At 39.7% G+C, this 18,761-nt stretch carries 18 protein-coding genes; 8 read left to right on the top strand and 10 right to left on the bottom strand.

Annotated elements, in window-relative coordinates; translation table 11 throughout:
- The 4 genes from WCX87_RS02685 to rho form a co-directional block, all read right to left on the bottom strand.
- A complete protein-coding gene (locus WCX87_RS02685) occupies positions 1-288 on the bottom strand; it encodes a putative quinol monooxygenase (RefSeq protein WP_345980498.1) in 288 nt (95 codons plus the stop codon).
- Between the two features lie 36 nt (positions 289-324).
- The gene (locus WCX87_RS02680) at positions 325-2,445 is read right to left on the bottom strand and encodes a hypothetical protein (RefSeq protein WP_345980497.1); all 2,121 of its coding nucleotides are present in this window, start codon (positions 2,443-2,445) and stop codon (positions 325-327) included.
- A 17-nt stretch (positions 2,446-2,462) separates the two neighbouring features.
- The gene (gene murI / locus WCX87_RS02675) at positions 2,463-3,206 is read right to left on the bottom strand and encodes a glutamate racemase (protein ID WP_345980496.1); all 744 of its coding nucleotides are present in this window, start codon (positions 3,204-3,206) and stop codon (positions 2,463-2,465) included.
- 106 nt (positions 3,207-3,312) lie between these two features.
- Positions 3,313-4,638: a transcription termination factor Rho gene (gene rho / locus WCX87_RS02670; RefSeq protein ID WP_345980495.1), complete on the bottom strand. Its 1,326-nt coding sequence runs from the start codon at positions 4,636-4,638 to the stop codon at positions 3,313-3,315.
- A gap of 143 nt (positions 4,639-4,781) precedes the next feature.
- Here rho and WCX87_RS02665 point away from each other — a divergent pair, with 143 nt between their 5' ends.
- The gene (locus tag WCX87_RS02665) at positions 4,782-5,993 is read left to right on the top strand and encodes a glucose-6-phosphate isomerase (protein WP_345980494.1); all 1,212 of its coding nucleotides are present in this window, start codon (positions 4,782-4,784) and stop codon (positions 5,991-5,993) included.
- On the opposite strand, the gene WCX87_RS02660 is transcribed toward WCX87_RS02665, so the two are convergent.
- Positions 5,990-7,270: an ArsS family sensor histidine kinase gene (locus WCX87_RS02660; RefSeq protein WP_345980493.1), complete on the bottom strand. Its 1,281-nt coding sequence runs from the start codon at positions 7,268-7,270 to the stop codon at positions 5,990-5,992. The genes WCX87_RS02665 and WCX87_RS02660 overlap by 4 nt on opposite strands.
- Positions 7,267-7,929, bottom strand: coding sequence for a response regulator transcription factor (locus WCX87_RS02655; protein ID WP_345980492.1), 663 nt, complete (start codon positions 7,927-7,929; stop codon positions 7,267-7,269). The genes WCX87_RS02660 and WCX87_RS02655 overlap by 4 nt, the downstream gene beginning before the upstream one ends.
- Positions 7,930-8,069: 140 nt before the next feature.
- On the opposite strand from WCX87_RS02655, the gene WCX87_RS02650 reads away from it, so the two are divergent.
- The 5 genes from WCX87_RS02650 to WCX87_RS02630 all read left to right on the top strand — a co-directional run bounded on the left by WCX87_RS02650 (position 8,070) and on the right by WCX87_RS02630 (position 14,563).
- Positions 8,070-9,341 carry a hypothetical protein gene (locus WCX87_RS02650; RefSeq protein ID WP_345980491.1) on the top strand — a complete coding sequence of 424 codons (1,272 nt, stop codon included), beginning with the start codon at positions 8,070-8,072 and terminating at the stop codon, positions 9,339-9,341.
- Positions 9,342-9,349: 8 nt separating this feature from the next.
- Entirely contained in the window at positions 9,350-9,574 is a 225-nt protein-coding gene (locus WCX87_RS02645; RefSeq protein ID WP_345980490.1) for a FeoA family protein, read from the top strand.
- Entirely contained in the window at positions 9,571-11,682 is a 2,112-nt protein-coding gene (gene feoB / locus WCX87_RS02640) for a ferrous iron transport protein B (protein WP_345980489.1), read from the top strand. The genes WCX87_RS02645 and feoB overlap by 4 nt, the downstream gene beginning before the upstream one ends.
- 59 nt (positions 11,683-11,741) lie before the next feature.
- Entirely contained in the window at positions 11,742-12,296 is a 555-nt protein-coding gene (locus tag WCX87_RS02635) for a CDP-alcohol phosphatidyltransferase family protein (protein WP_345980488.1), read from the top strand.
- A gap of 239 nt (positions 12,297-12,535) precedes the next feature.
- Positions 12,536-14,563 (top strand): methyl-accepting chemotaxis protein, encoded by a 2,028-nt coding sequence (locus WCX87_RS02630; RefSeq protein ID WP_345980487.1) that lies wholly within the window; start codon positions 12,536-12,538, stop codon positions 14,561-14,563.
- Positions 14,564-14,580: 17 nt separating this feature from the next.
- Here the strand turns inward: WCX87_RS02630 and WCX87_RS02625 are convergent, their stop codons facing one another.
- Together WCX87_RS02625 and WCX87_RS02620 are read right to left on the bottom strand one after the other, a co-directional pair.
- Complete coding sequence (locus WCX87_RS02625) at positions 14,581-14,766, bottom strand: hypothetical protein (protein WP_345980486.1); 186 nt, start codon at positions 14,764-14,766, stop codon at positions 14,581-14,583.
- Positions 14,767-15,369 (bottom strand): YceI family protein, encoded by a 603-nt coding sequence (locus WCX87_RS02620; RefSeq protein ID WP_345980485.1) that lies wholly within the window; start codon positions 15,367-15,369, stop codon positions 14,767-14,769.
- A gap of 194 nt (positions 15,370-15,563) precedes the next feature.
- Between WCX87_RS02620 and WCX87_RS02615 the strand changes: the two genes are divergently transcribed.
- Together WCX87_RS02615 and WCX87_RS02610 are read left to right on the top strand one after the other, a co-directional pair.
- The gene (locus WCX87_RS02615; RefSeq protein WP_345980484.1) at positions 15,564-17,144 is read left to right on the top strand and encodes a DEAD/DEAH box helicase; all 1,581 of its coding nucleotides are present in this window, start codon (positions 15,564-15,566) and stop codon (positions 17,142-17,144) included.
- Positions 17,145-17,146: 2 nt separating this feature from the next.
- Positions 17,147-17,521: an HIT family protein gene (locus WCX87_RS02610; RefSeq protein WP_345980483.1), complete on the top strand. Its 375-nt coding sequence runs from the start codon at positions 17,147-17,149 to the stop codon at positions 17,519-17,521.
- Here the strand turns inward: WCX87_RS02610 and WCX87_RS02605 are convergent.
- Both WCX87_RS02605 and WCX87_RS02600 read right to left on the bottom strand, forming a co-directional pair.
- Positions 17,511-17,846, bottom strand: a complete 336-nt coding sequence (locus WCX87_RS02605) for a translation initiation factor (RefSeq protein WP_345980482.1) — start codon at positions 17,844-17,846, stop codon at positions 17,511-17,513. The two genes, WCX87_RS02610 and WCX87_RS02605, sit on opposite strands and share 11 nt — an antisense overlap.
- The gene (locus WCX87_RS02600; protein WP_345980481.1) at positions 17,843-18,670 is read right to left on the bottom strand and encodes a DUF5718 family protein; all 828 of its coding nucleotides are present in this window, start codon (positions 18,668-18,670) and stop codon (positions 17,843-17,845) included. Before WCX87_RS02600 ends, WCX87_RS02605 begins: the two co-directional genes overlap by 4 nt.
- Positions 18,671-18,761: the final 91 nt, after the last annotated feature.

Raw genomic sequence — 18,761 nt, 5'->3', positions numbered from 1 at the left:
TTAACCCAGTACTTCTAGTTCGTCAGTGTATTTGTCAAGGCAGTACGGCTCATAACTTGATTTGTAGATCTTGTAGTGCGCTGATGCTTTGTGCCCGTCAAGTGCTGCTTCGTCTCTCCAAGTCTCGACTGCCATAAACTTCTCAGGCTTGTTCTCATACTGAAATATCTCATAAAAAAGACATCCGTCTTCCGCTTTTGAAGGTACGACCATCGCACTTAAAAGTTCTTTCATCTTCTCAATGCCGTCCGGCTTTGCAATAAATGTCACGCGTTTTGTAATTGTCATTTTTTCTCCTCTAAAATAGATAATTTTTTACAGATTTTATCCAAAAAAGCTAACATATATCTTTCTAGATACATTTTGTTCAGGTATCTCATTTGCAATTTTAAAGTTCTCACTATAGAAACTATTAAAGCTGTGGACAATCGATTTTATCTCTTCGATAGTCCCGAATGTCTCATTTGCTTTTATTATCTTGCTTTTTATGAGTTCTTGACTCTTTTTATCCGTGTTTGACGATTCTCTCATAAGACGTTCAAGCTTCTCGGCATATGCCGAGAAAATATACTTTTTAATAAGGGTACTTTTTGATTTTACAATAAAATAATCTTTAAAAAGTTCGATCATTCCCTCTACATCGCCTCTAAATGAGAAAATATCTGCTTTAGTTATGACGGCATCCCACTCTTTTCTGATCTTTTTGACACAGTCTAGTTCAATATCGTAATTGAGATTATCCACTATATCAAATATTTTGATCCTGTCCTTGTTTTTACAGTACTGAGTCAATTGAATGAGCATCGTCATCTCATTTTTTATATCTTTTAACTCATACTCTTCAAACCCTTCTAGTATCTCCATATACTCTTTTACTTTTAAGAAGTCCAGGTTTGAAAGTGCCTTTTTCAAGTTGATGTAACAGCTGTCGGCATACTTCTTAAGATCCACGTACACCTCTGATTCTTTTAAGAAGGGGTACTGTTTTATGAAGTTGAATATCTCTTTATAGTTTCTGGAGTCCAGCCTCTTTTTAAACATGTTATAAACGACTTTGTCTTTAAAAAGCTGCTGTATCTGTTTTGTCTTTGAAGGTATCCCTCTAAAGTCTTTTAAAAGATCTTTTACTATCTCATCTGAGCGCGGATCTAAGATGATGTCTTGAGCCTTATTGAACTTTTTACTCCACACGCTTTCCATCTTTTTATACTCTTTCGTATCGACAAAAGATGTATATTTGAGCGTCATCTGATATGCGAGTGAGTATTTATTGCCGTCAACATAGTTTTTAAACTTCTCAAACTCCAAAAATTCACTTGAAATAGTCTTTATAACACTTCTTTTTTTGGGTATATCGTTAAAAGGTTCGAGCAGTTTTTTTGCTTCTTCTATTTTTTTCTGTGCAAGCAGTTCTTTTGCACTGCTGAGTGCTTCCTGCCACTTTTTTTCCGCTTTTTTATATGCCTGAGTATATATGATAAAAGGTGAACCTTCCAGTGCTTTGTAGATCAAAGCATAATCTTTCTTCTCATAAAAACGATTATACATATCTTCATTTATAAGGTTCTCTTTGTAGATATACCCGTTTTGCAGGCCTACGTAAAGATGTCCGTCTTTTGTAAGAGCTATGTCGCAGATCGCTGCATTATACTTTCGAAAATTATCCGTAAACAGCGTCTCGTTTATCAGGTCGTAGACAAGGATTCTTCCGAGCTTTGTCCCGACAAAAAGAAACTCTCTGCTTGCATCGACCTTTATTTTTGTAATATCATCAGATACTTTCTCAAGTCGTTTTTTTATCTTTCTCTGCACAAAATCAAAGATGATAAGATTGCCGTTTTTATCTGCTGAGACGAGTTTTCCCTTGTTTAGAAACTCTATCCCGCTGATATAGCCGCTGTGTCCGATAAGCTTCACTGGATTTTTTAAAGTACTGAGATTAGTAACGTAGATAGTGCTGTCATAACTCCCCGTTGCGACGAGCTGAGTAGTGTTAGTGATAGTGATCGCCGTGATAAAATCAGCATGTACGGGAAGGTTATATAAGAAATGCCCGTTTTTAAGATCAAAGATATATGTTCTGCCATCGATCCCGCCCGATACCAGATACTTGTCGCTGTTGTTGATAAAAAGAGTCTCGACCTCACCGCTGTTTTTCGATATCGTGTATATCTTCTTTTTCTTCTCTACATCGATGACAGTCGCCTGATTCGTCTTTTGTTTTGCCAGAACGATATATTTGAGATCGTTTGATATAAACTGTGTCTGTCTAAAGTCATGTTCTTGCGGCAGATTACTTTTCAGTCCTCCGACGATCTTTTCCAGATCTTTATCAAATATTCTGAAATTCCCGTCTTTTGTCAAGACTCCCAAACGCTTTGACTCTTCATTATAAGTGATACTTTGTATTGAAGAGTCAAGTTTTGTGTTATTTGCCGATGACATCAGTAGTCACTTTCATGTTATTGGTCGAGCCATTTTTTTGCAATGGCTCGAAGAGCTTCCGGATTTTCCGAAGCAAAGAACTTGATTTCCGGTGACGGATAGCGTTTTTTAAAATCAAACTCTTTTTCAAGATATTCCGCGATCGCATCGCCTGAATGAATCAGTTTTGTCTTTTCTCCGAAATAGCTTTGCAGGGCCTCTGAGATAAGCGGAAAGTGGGTACAGCCAAGCACAAGAGCATCGGGGATCCCTACATCTTGGAAGTAGTGTCTAAAGGCTGCATCGATCACTTCACCGTTATAGATCTCCTCTTCTACAAGAGGGACAAAAAGTCCCGTTGCTTTTGCATCAAGGTTTTTGTAACCCAAAGTAAGAAGCTCTTTTTCGTAAGCTTTAGAGTTTACAGTCGCTTTTGTACCGATGATAAGGATATTTGATTCTTTACATGTAAGAGCGTTGGAGATCGCAAGCGCGCCTGATTCGATGACTCCGATAACAGGACAGCTGGAGTTTTCTCTCATCTCCTCGAGCGCATACGCACTGACTGTATTACACGCGACGACGATAAGGTCCAACTCAAAGTTTTTGAAAAACTCCACTGCTTCGATAGCATAACGGATAATGGTGTTTTTGTCTTTTATTCCGTAAGGGACTCTGGCAGTATCGCCAAAGTAGATGATCTCCTCGAAAAATTGGTGTTGTAGAAGTGATTTAACAACCGTTAATCCGCCGATACCACTGTCAAAAACACCTACTTTCATCCAATTACCTCACTTTATTAAAAAAGCACCTCGGTGCTTGAGCTTTCCGCTGAGGAAAACTCAGTGTTAACGTAGTACAGGGAATTACTTCTCTGTACGTTAAAAATTATTGATTGTTCATACTTTCTAAGAACTCTTCATTCGTTTTGTTTTTCTGCATCGTAGTATATAAGAATTTAAGTGCTTCGACCTCATCGTCTTGCTTATGAAGCATAGAGCGAAGGATAAACACTTTTTGCAGTATCTCAGGAGAGATAAGAAGTTCCTCTTTACGAGTTCCTGATTTAAGGATATCGATAGCTGGATAGATACGTCTGTCAGAGATCTTACGGCTAAGGACAAGCTCCGAGTTACCCGTACCTTTGAACTCTTCGAAGATGACCTCATCCATTTTTGAACCTGTCTCGATAAGCGCAGTCGCAATGATCGTCAAACTTCCGCCGTTTTCTATATTACGAGCCGCTCCGAAGAAACGTTTCGGTTTATGAAGTGCATTAGCATCGACCCCACCTGAGAGTACTTTACCGCTTGAAGGCGTGACTGTATTGTACGCACGTGCAAGACGAGTGATCGAGTCAAGCAGGATGACAACGTCACGTCCAAGCTCAACTCTACGCTTAGCGCGCTCGATAACCATTTCCGCGACTTTTACGTGGTTTTTAGCAGGCATATCGAAAGTCGAACTGTAAACTTCGCCTTTTACACTTCTTTCCATATCCGTAACCTCTTCAGGTCTCTCATCTACTAGTAAAACCATCAAGTCCATATCTGCATGATTATGCGTGATACCGTTTGCTATCTCTTTAAGAAGCTCTGTCTTACCCGTTCTTGGAGGAGCGACGACAAGACCACGCTGACCGCGACCGATAGGAGCAAAAAGATCCATCATACGGCCTGTCAGTTTATTTGCCTGATACTCTAACTTGATCTGATCTGTTGCATAGAGAGGTGTAAGGTTTTCAAAAAGAGGACGTTTTTTGCTCTCTTCCGGCGGAAGGTAGTTGATCGCTTCTATTTTAAGAAGTGCGTAGTAACGTTCTTGGTCTTTAGGAGGACGAACCTGTCCTGTGACGCTGTCCCCGTTACGAAGTGCAAAACGTTTTATCTGTGTGCTTGATACGTATGCATCGTGAACACTGTCTCCAAAATCTTTATCTATCGTACGTAAAAATCCGTAACCGTCAGGCATAACTTCAAGTATTCCTGTAAAAAGGATAAATCCGCCCTGTGCGACTTGAGCTTTTAAGATCTCAAATATGATATCTTGACGTTTTAACTCATTTGGATTTTCTACTGCCAGTTCATTAGCGATGTTAACCAGCTCAGCAGTCGTTTTAGTTCTTAAGTCTTCTATCTTATGACCTTGAACAGGAGTATGAGTACGACTCTTAGTAGTAGTTTTTTTGTTATTTGTTGTTGCTTGTTCAGCCATGAATTGCTTCACCTTGTATAGATTGGATTTTTGAAATGAAAGATTTGTGTAGATTTTGAAGTTTTTTATTACACTTTAGATATGCCATTTTACAATCATTTATGTTATTATGTCAAGAAATCCTCCAATTAAAAGTAGAAATTATGAAAAATAAGTTTTATTTTGACACAAAACCAAACAAAAAAATCCTTGACTTCATATCTAATGAAAGAAAAGAGATAGGCTTTTATGAGCTTTGTCATGCCGATGTCGGAGATTACGAAGAGTTTGCCAAAACTGTGGACGCAAAAGATATCGTTGTTATCGGTATCGGAGGAAGTGCTCTTGGAACTTCTGCTATCTATAAATTTTTAAAATATACTAATAACTATTCAAAAAAACTACACGTATTAGAGACTACTGACCCCATAGTCATAGGCGATGAGCTTGATCAGATCGATCTTGAAAACGCATTTTTCTGTGTCATCAGTAAATCGGGTACTACAGTCGAGACGATCTCCGTATTTAAATATATCGCTTCTATCGTAGAGATAAACAACAAGAACTGTACAATCATAACCGATGAGGGATCTCTTCTTGAAAAGTTCGCGCTCGAGAGCAATATCAAAGTATTTCATATACCACACAACGTAGGCGGACGTTTCTCAGTGCTTAGTGCCGTAGGACTTGTCCCACTTGCAATGATCGGAGTAGATATCAAAGCTCTTTTAGCAGGTGCTAAAAAGATATACAACTCATTTTTCAACCAAGACGGCTACGATACTTCACTTCTAAAAAAAGCGACCTATTACGCACTTACTGCAAACACCTACAACATTAACTGTCTTTTCAGTTACTCGGAGGTGTTCCGTGAATTTAACGCATGGTATGTACAGCTTTGGGGTGAAAGTCTGGGCAAAAAACAGCTTCACTCTCAGCTGCATGTGGGGCTTACTCCCGTCGGACTTATCGGGCCGACGGACCAGCACTCGTTTTTACAGCTGATAGTCGACGGAAAACGCGATAAAAGTGTCACGGTCATCAAGATAAACAACTTTGATACCTCTATGAAAGTCCCGAACAACTCATTAAAGCACCTGGAGTCTTTAGATATCTTAAACGGTCTGAAGTTCTCGGAGCTTATCAATATGCAGGCTGATTCTATCATCGAGTCTTTAGCATCATTTGAGCATATCCCTCTTGATGTTATAGAGATCTCGCATATCAACGAAGAGTCGATGGGTGAGCTTATGTATTATTATGAGCTTTTAACAGCCCTTGTCGCAAGGATGTTGGATATCAACGCTTACGACCAGCCCGGCGTAGAGATGGGCAAGATCATCTTAAAAGAGAAGTTAAAGAAAAAAGAGTCTTAACTGTCTCTTGCAAAGATAAACCTGTTGACCCCGTTTTCATACTCATAAGCCAGTACCTGCTTATGAGCCTTTAAGATAGAATCCACCAGATAAAGCCCAAGTCCGAAACTATTTTTTGAAGGTGACTCTTTAGTAAAAGGTTCTATGTAAAAACTAAGCGGATACTTTAGTTTCTCGCCGTTACTCTCAAAACAAAGCTCCTCCTCTTTCATAACGATTTTTATATGCTTGTCAGGTGAGTACTTCATCGCATTGTCTATCATGTTCTTTATAGCAGTCGTATAGAGTCTGTAGTTTGTGTTCATCTTCACCGATGCCGGTACATCCACATCTATATGTTCATGTTCTACCATCGAGATATCTATGGCACCGTCTATGATATCTACAAGTCGATACTCCGAGAACTCCTGCGTACATGTAAGAGAGGTGACCTCCTCTATCATCGCAAAATCATTGACTATCGTCTCTAAACGTCCGAAGATCGAGGTGAATCTGTCACGCTGTTTTTGAGAGTCCAGCATCTGAGTCGCTATAGTTCCTTTGGCAATAGGAGTCTTAAGCTCATGCATGATGTTTCGCAAAAACAGCGTTCTTGCTTCAAGCATAGAGTTTATCTTTATTCTGGCACTTTCAAGCTCATTGGCGATAACCGCTATCTCATCGCTTCCCTTTACTTTAAACGAGACATCCAGATTCCCGGCACCAAAGAGTGCGATCCGCTGAAAAAGCCGGATAAGCGGACGAAGCCGCTGCAAGATCAGCATAAACGAGATGACGATGATGGAGATAATACTGACATATCCCGACAGCAAGTTCCAAGGTTTATAGGGTTTTAACGTGTTATCTATGATCATAATGGTACCGACATCGGAATTGATATGAAAATAGATCGAACGCTTATACTGCAGCATCGTAGTCTTTATATTTGAGGTAACATTTTGTTTATAGACCATATCTTTGCTAAAGAAGTATGTGCTGTCCGTTTTCTTTTCTCCGTCGACCTTTAAGACTTTCCCTTTTTTGAGGATAAGTTCATTGTCTTTTTCAGAGACCACTGCCATATTATAGATCGCAAGATTCGCTTCAAAGATGGCGATTGAAGTCCTATTTTGCTGATACTCGTGAAAAAGCTGAGTGATAATGGAGTGTTTGTTAAAGATATTGTTGACATATCTTTTGTAGTTTAACTGATAAAACTCCCAAAAGATATAGCTGACGCTCAAAAGCGTCACGGTAAGTGCGAAAAGAACCGTTAAAAGGACTGCATGACGTTTCATTTAATAAGTTTATACCCTACGCCGCGAACAGACTCTATAAGTGTCTTGTCACCAAGCTTATTTCTGATACGCCCAACCATTACGTCGATACTCTTATTTGACGAGTCCTCGTTAATGGCATTGACATTATGGATCAGATCCTCACGAGAGACGACGTTACCCTGCTTTGAGATCATATAGGAGAGTATCCCGTACTCCGCATTGGTAAGATCCAGTGCACGCCCTTTATAGCTTATCTGCATAGATGACGTGTCACATTTGAAGTCGCTTTTCATCTCATCTTTTTGCATGATCTTTGTCTCATATCTGCGAAGTACCGAATGGATGCGAGCCTCCAACTCTCTTGGATCATACGGTTTTGGCAGATAATCGTCAGCTCCCAGTTCGAGTGCACTCACTTTATCTGTAACGTCGCTGCGTGCCGAAGAGATGATAATAGGAATATCCTGACGTTCACGGATAGCCTCACAAACCTCCAAGCCGTCCATTCCCGGTAACGTCAAGTCCAATATCACCAAATCAAAAGGCTCTAGTTTTAAGATACTGACAGCCTTAAACGGGTCATCTTCTGTAATCACTTTAAAATCGAACTGCTCAAGATACTCCGTGAGTATCTCCGCTAGTTCTAAATCATCTTCTATCATAAGTATTTTATTCATAGTGATACTTTAGCTAATTTGTATTAACATTTAGCTAATAGTTTAGATATTACTTTATTGATAATTGTTATCAATATTCAGCACCTTTTAAGTTGATAACTATTATCATTACCAAATAAAATGTTCGAAATGGGGAAAAAATGAAATTGAAAGCATCAGGGGCAATACTTTTACTTCTATCTACTGCCGGATTAGCGCACGATATAGAAGTGAATAAAGAGGACAATGAACGAGTTGGATCGGTCAGAGAAGCGATAAGCAATATAGGGGAGACAGAAGATAAGAACGTTTCGACAACTCAAATGTTCAGTGATATGTTTAAAAACGGGAAGACAACGGGACAGATAAGAGCGATATATGCCGGATATGACTTTAAAAACGATACCGACACACATGCGACTTCAATAGGCGGTCAGTTAAAATATGAATTGGCAGAATTAAACGGCTTTAACGGTGCTGTTGCATTCTATACTGCAAACGATATCGACTTTGCTACAGGAAACGATGCAAACCAAAACAATGAGCTTTCATCTACAAAAGGGAACTATACAGATCTGACGGAAGCGTATATAAACTATAAATATGACGGATTCAACTTTCGCGGCGGACGTCAGGTCATCGACACTCCGTTAGCCGATAGTGACGATATCAGAATGATACAAAACACTTTTGAAGCATATATCGCTTTATACACGATTGAGGGCTTCACTTTTTTAGCAGGGAATCTGCAGCAGTGGCAAGGATATGATGCTGGACTTGACGACGGCTGGCAAAAGACAGGAGAAAACGGAACCTGGATGGCATCTGTCTCGTTTGAAAATGACAATGTAAACGCTTCTGTCTGGTACTACCAAATAACGAAAGCATTGGATGCATACTACGCTGAGGGTTCATACAACTATGAGATAAATAAAGACAGCAGTGTTGCACTAAGTGCACAGGTTTTAATAGAAAAAGAGTTAAACAACAGCACAAATGAAGCAGATATATATGGAGCTAGTGTAGAAGCGGCATTTTACGGATTCGGAGTAAACGCGGCATACAACAAAGCTAACGTTGCTACGGGGAAACAAAGTTTTTCAGGTTTTGGAGGCGGTGCACTTTTTACAAGTATGGACACTATGATCCTTGATGTCATTGCAATAGACAGAGATGCCGATGCGATCCTGGGTGGAATAAGTTATGTATATGGTGACTTAAACCTCTTTTATGCTTACGGAGACTTCAGAGGCGACAAAGACAGTGTAGGACAAAAAGCACATATCGTAGAACAAAACGCAGGTTTTGAGTATGATCTGAATGAAAACTTCAGGATCTCTGCTGTTTACGCTGTAGAGGAAAACAAAGAGGTTCCAAGTGATGCAGGAACGAACTTTGACAGACTACAGGTAATGGCGGCATATAATTTTTAAGGTAAAAGATGAATCTTTTAGAGTGTAATAAAAACGATATTTTAGAGGTCGTGAAACTTAACACGCAAGGAGCACTCAAACAGAGATTGATCTCTTTTGGTGTGATCAAAGGTGCGACCATCAGCTTTTTGGGATATTCTCCTACAAAAAGTACGGTCGAAATAAAAGTCGGAAAGATGAACATAGCTCTTCGTAAAGAGGAAGCTAAAAGTATTGAGGTAAAAACGAAGTGAAAAAAATAAAGATCGCTCTTGTCGGTCAACCTAATGTCGGCAAAAGTATGCTGATCAACTCTATCTCAAACGCACACTTACATGTAGGAAACTTCACGGGTGTTACAGTCGAGAAAACAGAGGTCCTTTTAAGATACAAAGGCTACGAGATCAAGATCGTAGACCTTCCCGGGACATATATGTTAAGTGACTATTCCATCGAGGAAAAGGTCACGACAAACTTCTTGTGTGAAGAGGACTATGACCTGATCGTCAACGTTGTAGACTCGACGAATATGGAGAGAAATCTTCAGCTGACAAGCGAACTCTTAAACCTAAACAGAAAGCTCGTTATCGCTTTAAATATGAGCGATGAAGCGAAAAAAGAGGGTATCGAGATAGATGCCGACCTTCTTTCAAAACTATTGGCTATCAATGCCGTGAAAGTATCTGCAGTGACCAAAGAGGGAATACAGACACTTTTGGACACGATCGTAGAGACTTACGAAAAAGAACTCAACGAATCAAAACTGATCTTCAGCCAGCCTATAGAGGAGGAGATAGAAAACATCGTAGACTGCTTAAACAAGCACCATTTCAAATCTCACAACTCATTTAGACGTATTGCCATAAACCTTTTGCAAAACAGAGAAAAGACATACAAAAAGATGCATAACGATCCTATATGGATAGAACTTCAACCGATACTGCACGAAGCGAACAAGCATCTTGCACTTCACCACGGGACAGAAGATATGCAGGATATCTTTGCAGAGGAGTATATGGCTTTTAACAAAGGGATCATCGCTGAAGTCGTAAAGCAAGATAATGTAGCAATTCAAGAGATCAATATGACGGATAAGATCGACAGGATTCTGATCCATCCGTTTTTAGGAATCCCGATATTTCTGTTCTTGATGTGGGGGCTCTTTCAGCTTACGTTCGAGATAGGATCCATCCCTATGGATTGGATAGATGCCTTTTTTACATGGTTTGGAGATGTCGTGGGAGCGACTATCAGCAATGCTGAAGTGCGTTCGCTTATCGTAGACGGTATCATCGCCGGTGTCGGGGCTGTCATCATGTTTGTCCCAAACATCGTCATCCTTTTTATTGGGATAGCACTCCTTGAGTCTACCGGATATATGAGCAGGGTTGCGTTTTTACTCGACGGTTTCTTTCACAGATTCGGACTTCACGGACAGTCTTTCATCCCGCTTGTAACGGGCTTTGGATGTTCTATCCCTGCATATATGAGTGCAAGGATCCTGAAAAATGACAGAGACAGACTTTTGACTCTTTTTATCATCGGGTTTATGAGCTGCGGGGCAAGGCTTCCCGTCTATGTCCTTTTTGCCGGAGCATTTTTCTCTCAAAGTGCTGCGGGGAACGTGCTGTTTGCCATCTATATAAGTGGTGCGGTCATCGGGCTAATCGCTGCAAAAGTGTTAAAGATGACGGCATTTAAAGGGCATGACGAACCCTTTGTCATGGAGATGCCAAAATACCGCCTGCCGTCACTCTCGCTTATCTGGCATACGGTAAAGACAAAGACTTACATGTATATCAAAAAAGCGGGTACATATATCGCCGCAGCTTCGATGCTGGTTTGGTTTGCCAGTAACTATCCGCACAATGCAGGTCTAGTAAAAGAGTTTACGACAAAGATAGAACAGACTCAAAATGAACAGGAGAAAAAACTCCTAGAGACGACTTTAAACGAAAAACAGCTTGAACATAGCTTTTTAGGGCGCATCGGGAAGTTCATAGAACCTGTGTTCGAACCTATCGGAATGGACTGGAAGATGGCTGTTGCCCTTCAAACGGGACTAGCTGCCAAAGAGGTAGTCGTCTCGACGCTTGGAGTCTTATACTCCGTAGGTGCGGATGCGGATGAGAACAACAAAGGACTTATGCAGAGGCTGCATGCAAACATCTCGTTTGCTTCGGCTATCGCGTTTATCATCATCATCATGACCTATCTGCCTTGTTTTGCGGCAACGGCCGTATTCACTCGTGAAGCCGGCGGTATAAAATACGCGTTTTATCTCTTTTTGCTCACTACGGGCGTAGCATACTCTCTTGCGTTCATCGCATACAAAACTGTTTTATTACTCGGCATACAGTAGGTATTTTTTACCTACTAATGCTATAATCTCGCTTTAAAAAAATAGATACAAGGCAATAAATGAAATTTTTATGGCAATCGACTTCTCACTTTAATCTGGCAAATCTTTTTACAATGGTAAATATCACCGCAGGTCTTATGGCAACCTACTTCATCACTCAAAACAACTTTTTTACAGCCATTATCCTTGCATGGATAGGCGGTGCGTTTGATATCTTTGACGGTAAGATCGCAAGAAAGTTCAAACTTTCAAATGAATTCGGTGTCCAACTGGACAGTTTTGCGGACTTTTTATCTTTTGTCTTAGTTCCGGTATTTCTGATTTTTCAAGCGGTTTATGCAGGTTTAAGTGGAGCTGCTCTTGTCGCGGCAGCTGTAATAAGCATCTACTATGTTATCTCAGGTCTTCGCCGTTTGATCCAGTTTAACATCAATACAGATGCAGGAGAAGTATCGAAGTTTTTCACAGGAGTACCTACTCCCCTTGGTGCGATCCTTCTTTGGCTGGTCTACTTGGCAAACAGCTATGCCTTTATACCTGCCGTTGCGGTAATAGTACTTATGGCACTTATAGGCTGGAGCCTTAACTCTAAGCTGAAGATCCCTCATCTATAATTCTATATTTTTACTTAATAAAATAAAATATATATAAAAAGTAAAAAAAAATTCAAAAACCTTGTTTTTTCCAGTTTCAATATGATAAAATATATGATACTTCAAATGTCACACATCTTCAAACAAGGTAACATATGTCAAATATGAGCATTAGTCAAAAACTTCATATCCCGTTAATATTATCGATTATTATCGGATTTATAATAATCGGAATAAACTATTTTTATTCTATAGATAGTATGGAAACCAATATATACAAAAATGAAAGTACTAACTTACGTTCTATGTATAATGATCTGCTTGATGGTAAAAAAGATATCGGCTTAACGAATGCTATCAATATAGCGGATAACTACTACACAGTAAGAGCTTTAAAAGAAAAGAACAGAGCAATAGCTATTGAAGGGCTAAATACTCTTTCAAAAACTTTTAAAGAGAACACGCAATTTAAAAATATTAAAATACACATACACGATGCCGATGTCAAAAGTTTTTTAAGAGCTTGGAAACCAAATAAATACGGAGATGATCTAAGTTCTTTTAGAAAAACTGTTTTAAAAGTCAAAGAAGAAAGAAAACCGATCGTCGCCATCGAACTAGGACGTGCGGGACTTGTTCTTCGCGGATTGGCTCCTGTAATGGACGGTGATAAATATCTAGGTTCTGTCGAATTTATGCAGGGACTTAACTCTATTGTCAAGACCGCAAAGAAAAGTTACAATACAGATGTGATCATAGTTTTGGATAACGACTATCTGAAAGTCGCTGCTGATCTAGCTAAATCCCTGAAAGTCGGGAACTATACCTTAGCAGTAAATCAAAAGGTCATAGATCCGAAATTCTTCGACGAACTTTCTTCCGTGGATCCTAAAAATACAAAATCTATACAACGTACAAATAACTATTTCGTTGTTTCCGAACCAATAATCGACTTTTCAAACGATATAGTTGGATATGCATTAATCGCCAAGCCAAATGCAGATGTGGAAAACATTATCTCTGAATCAAAAAGTTCTCTTATCAGACAAGTCTTGATCATGGCCATCGTCGATATATTGATCCTAGTATTCCTTGTAATGGTTATTAAAAAAGCTATAACAGAGCCTATCCTTCACCTTGACAAAGTAGCTTCTGAACTAGCTCTTGGAGATGCTGATCTTTCAAGAAGACTGCCTATCACGTCTAAAGATGAACTGGGTGTCGCAAGTGCAAGTTTCAATACATTTTTAGATAAAGTGGAAGTAATCTCCAATGCAGCGAAAGAGGATGCCCAAAAGGCAAAGCAAGCATCGCATGAGATCGAAAAAATATTGGAACAAAACAAGTTGCATCTGGCTCTTTCACATGAGATGATCTCAGGCTCCGTAAACAATGTCAATGATCTGAACCAAAGTATGAGAGAAAATATAGAGAAAGTCAATGACGTGAACGAGCTTAACAGTGTTACAGGTGAAGTAGTCAACAGAGTGACATCATCTACAGATGAGATTATAAGTTCTATCTCTAGTATTACAGAGATGATCAAAGATTCAAGAGAATCGGCAGAACAACTCAATTCGAATGTCGAAGAGATATTTAACGTTATCACACTTATTAAAGATATCTCCGATCAGACTAATCTTCTTGCATTAAACGCTGCAATCGAAGCAGCACGTGCAGGTGAACATGGACGCGGATTTGCCGTAGTCGCAGATGAAGTAAGAAAACTTGCAGAACGTACTCAAAAAGCTACCAGTGAAGTAGAAGCGAATATCAGTGTTTTAAAACAAAACTCTATGGCCATGACTGAAAACAGCGAAAACATAGATGAATCTGCGACATCATCACAAAGTAAACTTGATGAATTTAAAGATGTTCTCAACGAGATGATAACAAACGTTGAAAAGATAAAAGACTATAACACTGCAATAGGTCATGAACTGTTTGTCAATATGGCGAAACTTGATCATATGATATTTAAAACAAATGCATATTCTGCTATATTTGATGGTAAAACGGATCAGAAGGTGAGTGATCATACTAATTGTAATCTTGGTAAATGGTATGCTAACGAAGGAAAAGCCGATTTTCAACATAGCAGTTCTTTTGCCGGGATCGAAGCTCCACATGAACAAGTGCATAAGAATATCAAAAGTGCAATGGATATGCTTGAATCCGGTAATATAAAAAATGATGAGATCATTAAGTTGTTTAAAAATGCAGAAGAAGCATCAAATAAACTGTTCCAACTTCTTGATACTATGGTAAGGGATGATAGAAAGGGCTAAACTTTTAAAGAAGGCTCTTAAAGTTTTTTAAACTTACAAGAACCTACCGTGATCGTCTTGCCTTTTTTACAGGCATCTTTCACATAGATAAGAGTGCCCTCGGCACCCTCTTCTCCAACCTCTTCTTTTATCATACGAAGGAGATCTTCCTCTTTTGTCTCCTGCCAGACTTTTTCATAACTGTACTTTGTCGCGATCTTCATTTACTTACAGTCAACAGCAATATTTGTCGTAAAACTTACAGCCACATCAGACCATGTCTTGCCCTGATGAAGTTCATAGCAGGCTTTGTTTATAGATGCAAGAGAAGCCAATGCTCCGTAATCAGCAAGGTCTATAAAGCCATCAGCTTTAAATACACCGTTTTCATAGTTAAACTTGAGTTGCGCTTCATGAAAAACATTATTCATCTTGATATCTACACTTACGACACCGCTTAAAGTTTTAGAATCTGCATCATTTTTATCTACTTTAAGATCTATGATCTTTGCAGATATCCCTTTTTGTGCCATAGTATCAAAGAAAAAAGTGACCAGTTTTTTATCTCTTTTTTCATTCGCACTGTTAACACTTGCAGTATCGATAGTCACTTTTGAACCGATCAAAAGAGCTTGCAGGTCTTTGGCACTTTTTACATCATTTATATACTTGACATCATCGAACTGACCGCCGACTCCGATCTTTAAAGGTGTTTTGTACGCTTTAAAAGCCACATCGACAGTACCCTCTTGTTTATATTGGCAGTCTGCAAACACTGCACTCGAAACTAAAAGAGCCGAAACAGTAGAGATAAAAACTTTTTTCATAGTAAACTCCGATTATTTTTTACACACATTATAAGCTATGTTTCTTAATTTTAAACTAATAAATATTTTAAGCCCTACTTATAAGATTATTTAGATATAATTCCATTCCGCAAAAAAATAGCGGTAAAATTTAACTAGGGCACCTCTAAACTCTATGCGTAGAGTTGAGTCGTGTCCTTAAGCAATGGAATTATATGCAAGAAGAAACACAGATTCAGGCAACTGAAGAAAAACTTATGACTTTTGAAGACTTCGGCTTCAAAAAAGATCTGCTAAGAGCGATCGATTATGCCGGCTTCAAAGTACCAAGCCCGATACAAGCGGAAGCTATCCCTTTAGTTATGCAGGGCCGCGACATGGTCGGACAGGCACACACAGGTACAGGTAAGACTGCAGCATTCGGTCTACCGGCTCTAAACGCAATGGATATGAAATCAGGCGTAGAGGTACTTGTTATCACTCCGACTCGCGAACTAGCGACTCAGGTTAGTGACGAACTTTTCAAATACGGACGTAACCTAGGTGTAAACACGGTAACTGTCTACGGCGGTAGTTCATACAACCGTCAGCTTGACCTTATCAAACGTGGAGCACAGGTTGTTGTTGCAACACCTGGTCGTTTGCTTGACCTTCTAAAACGCAACATGCTAAACAACTTTGCACCTAAAATAGTCGTACTGGATGAAGCAGATGAGATGCTTGATATGGGATTTTTGGATGATATCAACGAGATCTTCACATATCTTCCGACAGACCGTCAGACTCTGCTTTTCTCAGCGACTATGCCGGCACCTATCAAAATCCTGGCAGAGCGTATTTTACAGAACCCTGCGTTTGTATCGATCACAAAAGGTGAGACGACAAACAAAGATATCAAACAAGAGTACTACGTTATCGAAGAGAGTGAGCGTGATGCTGCGATCATCCGTTTGATGGAATCTGAAGATATGGAAAAAGCTGTTGTATTCTGTCGTACAAAACGTGAAGTAGATCGTCTTGCGAATGTGCTTTCAGCAGCAGGTTTCATGGCTAACGGTCTTCACGGAGATATGGAACAACGTCAGCGTGAAACAGTTATCAAAGCGGTTAAAGCGGGGAATGTACAAGTTCTTGTCGCGACTGACGTTGCGGCTCGCGGTATCCACGTAAATGATGTAACCCATGTATTTAACTACCATATCCCTTTCGATCCTGAAAGTTATGTTCACCGTATCGGTCGTACAGGACGTGCAGGTAAAGAAGGAAAAGCGATTACACTTCTTACTCCGTTAGAGTTCAAAGAGCTACAACGTATCAAAGCAAAAGTGGGTACGACTATGGAACACGCTTACGTTCCAAGTAAAAGCGATATGAAAAAATCTAGTATCGATTCTTTAGTAAATGCTATCGAAGAGCAACATATCTATGATGAAGCACACATGATCCTAGACAAACTAAAAGAGGATATCGATGAAGAGACAATGCTCTTTAAGATGATCTCTATGCTTTTAGAAAAACAGTCTATCCAAGGTCCAAACAACATCGGTATTCCTGCTGAGAGACTTGAAGGTATCCTTGCTCGTATCAACAGCCGTGGAGATAGAGGCGGTGACAGAAATCGCGGCGGCGGAAACCGTCGTGGCGGCTACAGAGGCAATCGTTCAAGCGGCGACAGAAACCGTTCTGGCGGCGGTGAGCGTTCTGGCGGTGATAGAAACCGTGGCGGTGACAGAGGTCGTTCAGGCGGCGATAGAAACCGTTCTGGCGGTGATAGAAATCGTGGACCGAGAGCGTAAAAATGAAGATCTACGAAGATAATAACTTTTTTATTGAGAGTGAAAAAAGTGAAATACCTTGGCTTAAAATATTCACTCAAGTAGAATACAAAGAGTTAAGTGATCTTCCTAGTGACCTTCGACTCAGACTTTTCGAACTTTACGACATCGTAGAGGACGAGATGATCGACTACTTCTCCCCCGATAAGATTAATATGGCTTCATTTGCAAATAAGCTTCCGCATGTACATATACATGTAATGGCAAGATATAAAAATGACAGTTATTTTCCAAATCCTATGTGGGGAGAAAAACAGCGTGAAGCAAAACTAGACCTTCCTAGTTTTGAGCTGTTTTATGAAAAGTTACAAAAAAGATTAGAGAGTTTTACTTCTTAAATCGAAATCCAAGTTCCTGCAGGTTTGACTTCAGTTTTTCCTGCACTTCACCTTGAAACTCCATCCATCCATCTTTATAAGTTCCGCCGCAGGCAAGCTTTTTCTTTAACGTTTTTAACACATCATTTGCAGCAGCATCCTCAAGACAAAACTCTCCGACAAGCGTCACGACTTTACCGCGTCTTTTCTCTTTTCTAAACACTAAAAAGTGCTTTGCAGGCTCGAGGATCTCTTTTGCCACTTCACTTCTGCGCTCAGTTATCTCATTCCAGCCGTCATCTATCTCGGCACCGATGAAGAGGTCTAACTTTTTCCCTCTGCTCACAGAATCACCTTTTGTGCCAGAACACTCATGCCTTCATGCTCATAATTACCCGCAACTATTTTTGAAAATACAGGGTTTTTACAGTGGAGCCTATCATCATAAAGAGCGACGATCACCTCATCACCGCTTTGTAAGAACGTCGTCTCGCCATACTCAGTATAACGAGTTGCACCTATGCTGATGAGCAGTTCTTCAGGATATGAAGCCTCTTTAATATACTCTAGCACAGGTTCAAGCGGTCCGAAATCCTCTTGAGTATTTATCTGCTCTTTTATCCACTCTATCAGTTTTTCGTAAAAATAGCTGTAGCCTGTAAGCTCTACATCTTCACCGTATCTAAAGACATTCCCGTTACGGCGCAAGAAACTACAGATACGGTAGTTATCCATTATCCCGCCTTCGCTGAATTTGTCTATCTCTATAAGCTGAGAACTGATCCCTTTGCTTTGTGCACCCCAGTTTTTCTTTAGACTGATCTTCGGTGCATTTTTTCTTAAAGAGGTATCGTTATATGCCCCAAAATGGGTCGGTGTTATCGTGTCGACTTTGCCCTCTTTGTATGTCAGCTTACATGTAAGAGCTACTTCAGGCTCAGCTTGGACATTGACCTCTTCAGCAGGAAGCTTGATCGTGTTGTTTGAGATAGGGTAAGTACCTAAAAATGTCTTATTATTTGGAATATAAAAGGGAAATACCCCCTTTGGAGCCGCTTCATCAGCAGTGATAATATCTTTAAAGTCTTCAAGCTCACCCGCTTGTTTAAGATGAAGTGCAAAGTTTCCGGCGATGCCGAACCCAAGAGAGTTTTTATAATCTTTATCCAAAAACAGATCCTTTGTGGATTTCTTGCAAAGAGTCTTGCAAGAAATTTCTAAAATATATCTAGTAGTTTATCTAGTTTGTGAGAGTATTTAT

Origin of the sequence: Sulfurimonas sp. HSL3-2, assembly GCF_039645965.1 — a bacterium.
Classification (GTDB): Bacteria; Campylobacterota; Campylobacteria; order Campylobacterales; family Sulfurimonadaceae; genus Hydrocurvibacter; species Hydrocurvibacter mobilis.
Note: the sequence above shows the minus strand (reverse complement) of the source record. Positions and strands in the feature narration are given on the sequence as shown.

What these genes read in the sequence shown, in the direction of transcription:
- WCX87_RS02625 (WP_345980486.1), bottom strand. Translation starts at nt 14,766, where the DNA reads ATGAAGATCGCGACAAAGTACAGTTATGAAAAAGTCTGGCAGGAGACA.
- WCX87_RS02645 (WP_345980490.1), top strand. Translation starts at nt 9,350, where the DNA reads ATGAATCTTTTAGAGTGTAATAAAAACGATATTTTAGAGGTCGTGAAA.
- WCX87_RS02635 (WP_345980488.1), top strand. Translation starts at nt 11,742, where the DNA reads ATGAAATTTTTATGGCAATCGACTTCTCACTTTAATCTGGCAAATCTT.
- WCX87_RS02630 (WP_345980487.1), top strand. Translation starts at nt 12,536, where the DNA reads ATGGAAACCAATATATACAAAAATGAAAGTACTAACTTACGTTCTATG.
- rho (WP_345980495.1), bottom strand. Translation starts at nt 4,638, where the DNA reads ATGGCTGAACAAGCAACAACAAATAACAAAAAAACTACTACTAAGAGT.
- WCX87_RS02615 (WP_345980484.1), top strand. Translation starts at nt 15,564, where the DNA reads ATGCAAGAAGAAACACAGATTCAGGCAACTGAAGAAAAACTTATGACT.
- WCX87_RS02650 (WP_345980491.1), top strand. Translation starts at nt 8,070, where the DNA reads ATGAAATTGAAAGCATCAGGGGCAATACTTTTACTTCTATCTACTGCC.
- WCX87_RS02655 (WP_345980492.1), bottom strand. Translation starts at nt 7,929, where the DNA reads ATGAATAAAATACTTATGATAGAAGATGATTTAGAACTAGCGGAGATA.
- murI (WP_345980496.1), bottom strand. Translation starts at nt 3,206, where the DNA reads ATGAAAGTAGGTGTTTTTGACAGTGGTATCGGCGGATTAACGGTTGTT.
- WCX87_RS02620 (WP_345980485.1), bottom strand. Translation starts at nt 15,369, where the DNA reads ATGAAAAAAGTTTTTATCTCTACTGTTTCGGCTCTTTTAGTTTCGAGT.
- WCX87_RS02685 (WP_345980498.1), bottom strand. Translation starts at nt 288, where the DNA reads ATGACAATTACAAAACGCGTGACATTTATTGCAAAGCCGGACGGCATT.
- WCX87_RS02610 (WP_345980483.1), top strand. Translation starts at nt 17,147, where the DNA reads ATGAAGATCTACGAAGATAATAACTTTTTTATTGAGAGTGAAAAAAGT.
- WCX87_RS02665 (WP_345980494.1), top strand. Translation starts at nt 4,782, where the DNA reads ATGAAAAATAAGTTTTATTTTGACACAAAACCAAACAAAAAAATCCTT.
- WCX87_RS02660 (WP_345980493.1), bottom strand. Translation starts at nt 7,270, where the DNA reads ATGAAACGTCATGCAGTCCTTTTAACGGTTCTTTTCGCACTTACCGTG.
- WCX87_RS02680 (WP_345980497.1), bottom strand. Translation starts at nt 2,445, where the DNA reads ATGTCATCGGCAAATAACACAAAACTTGACTCTTCAATACAAAGTATC.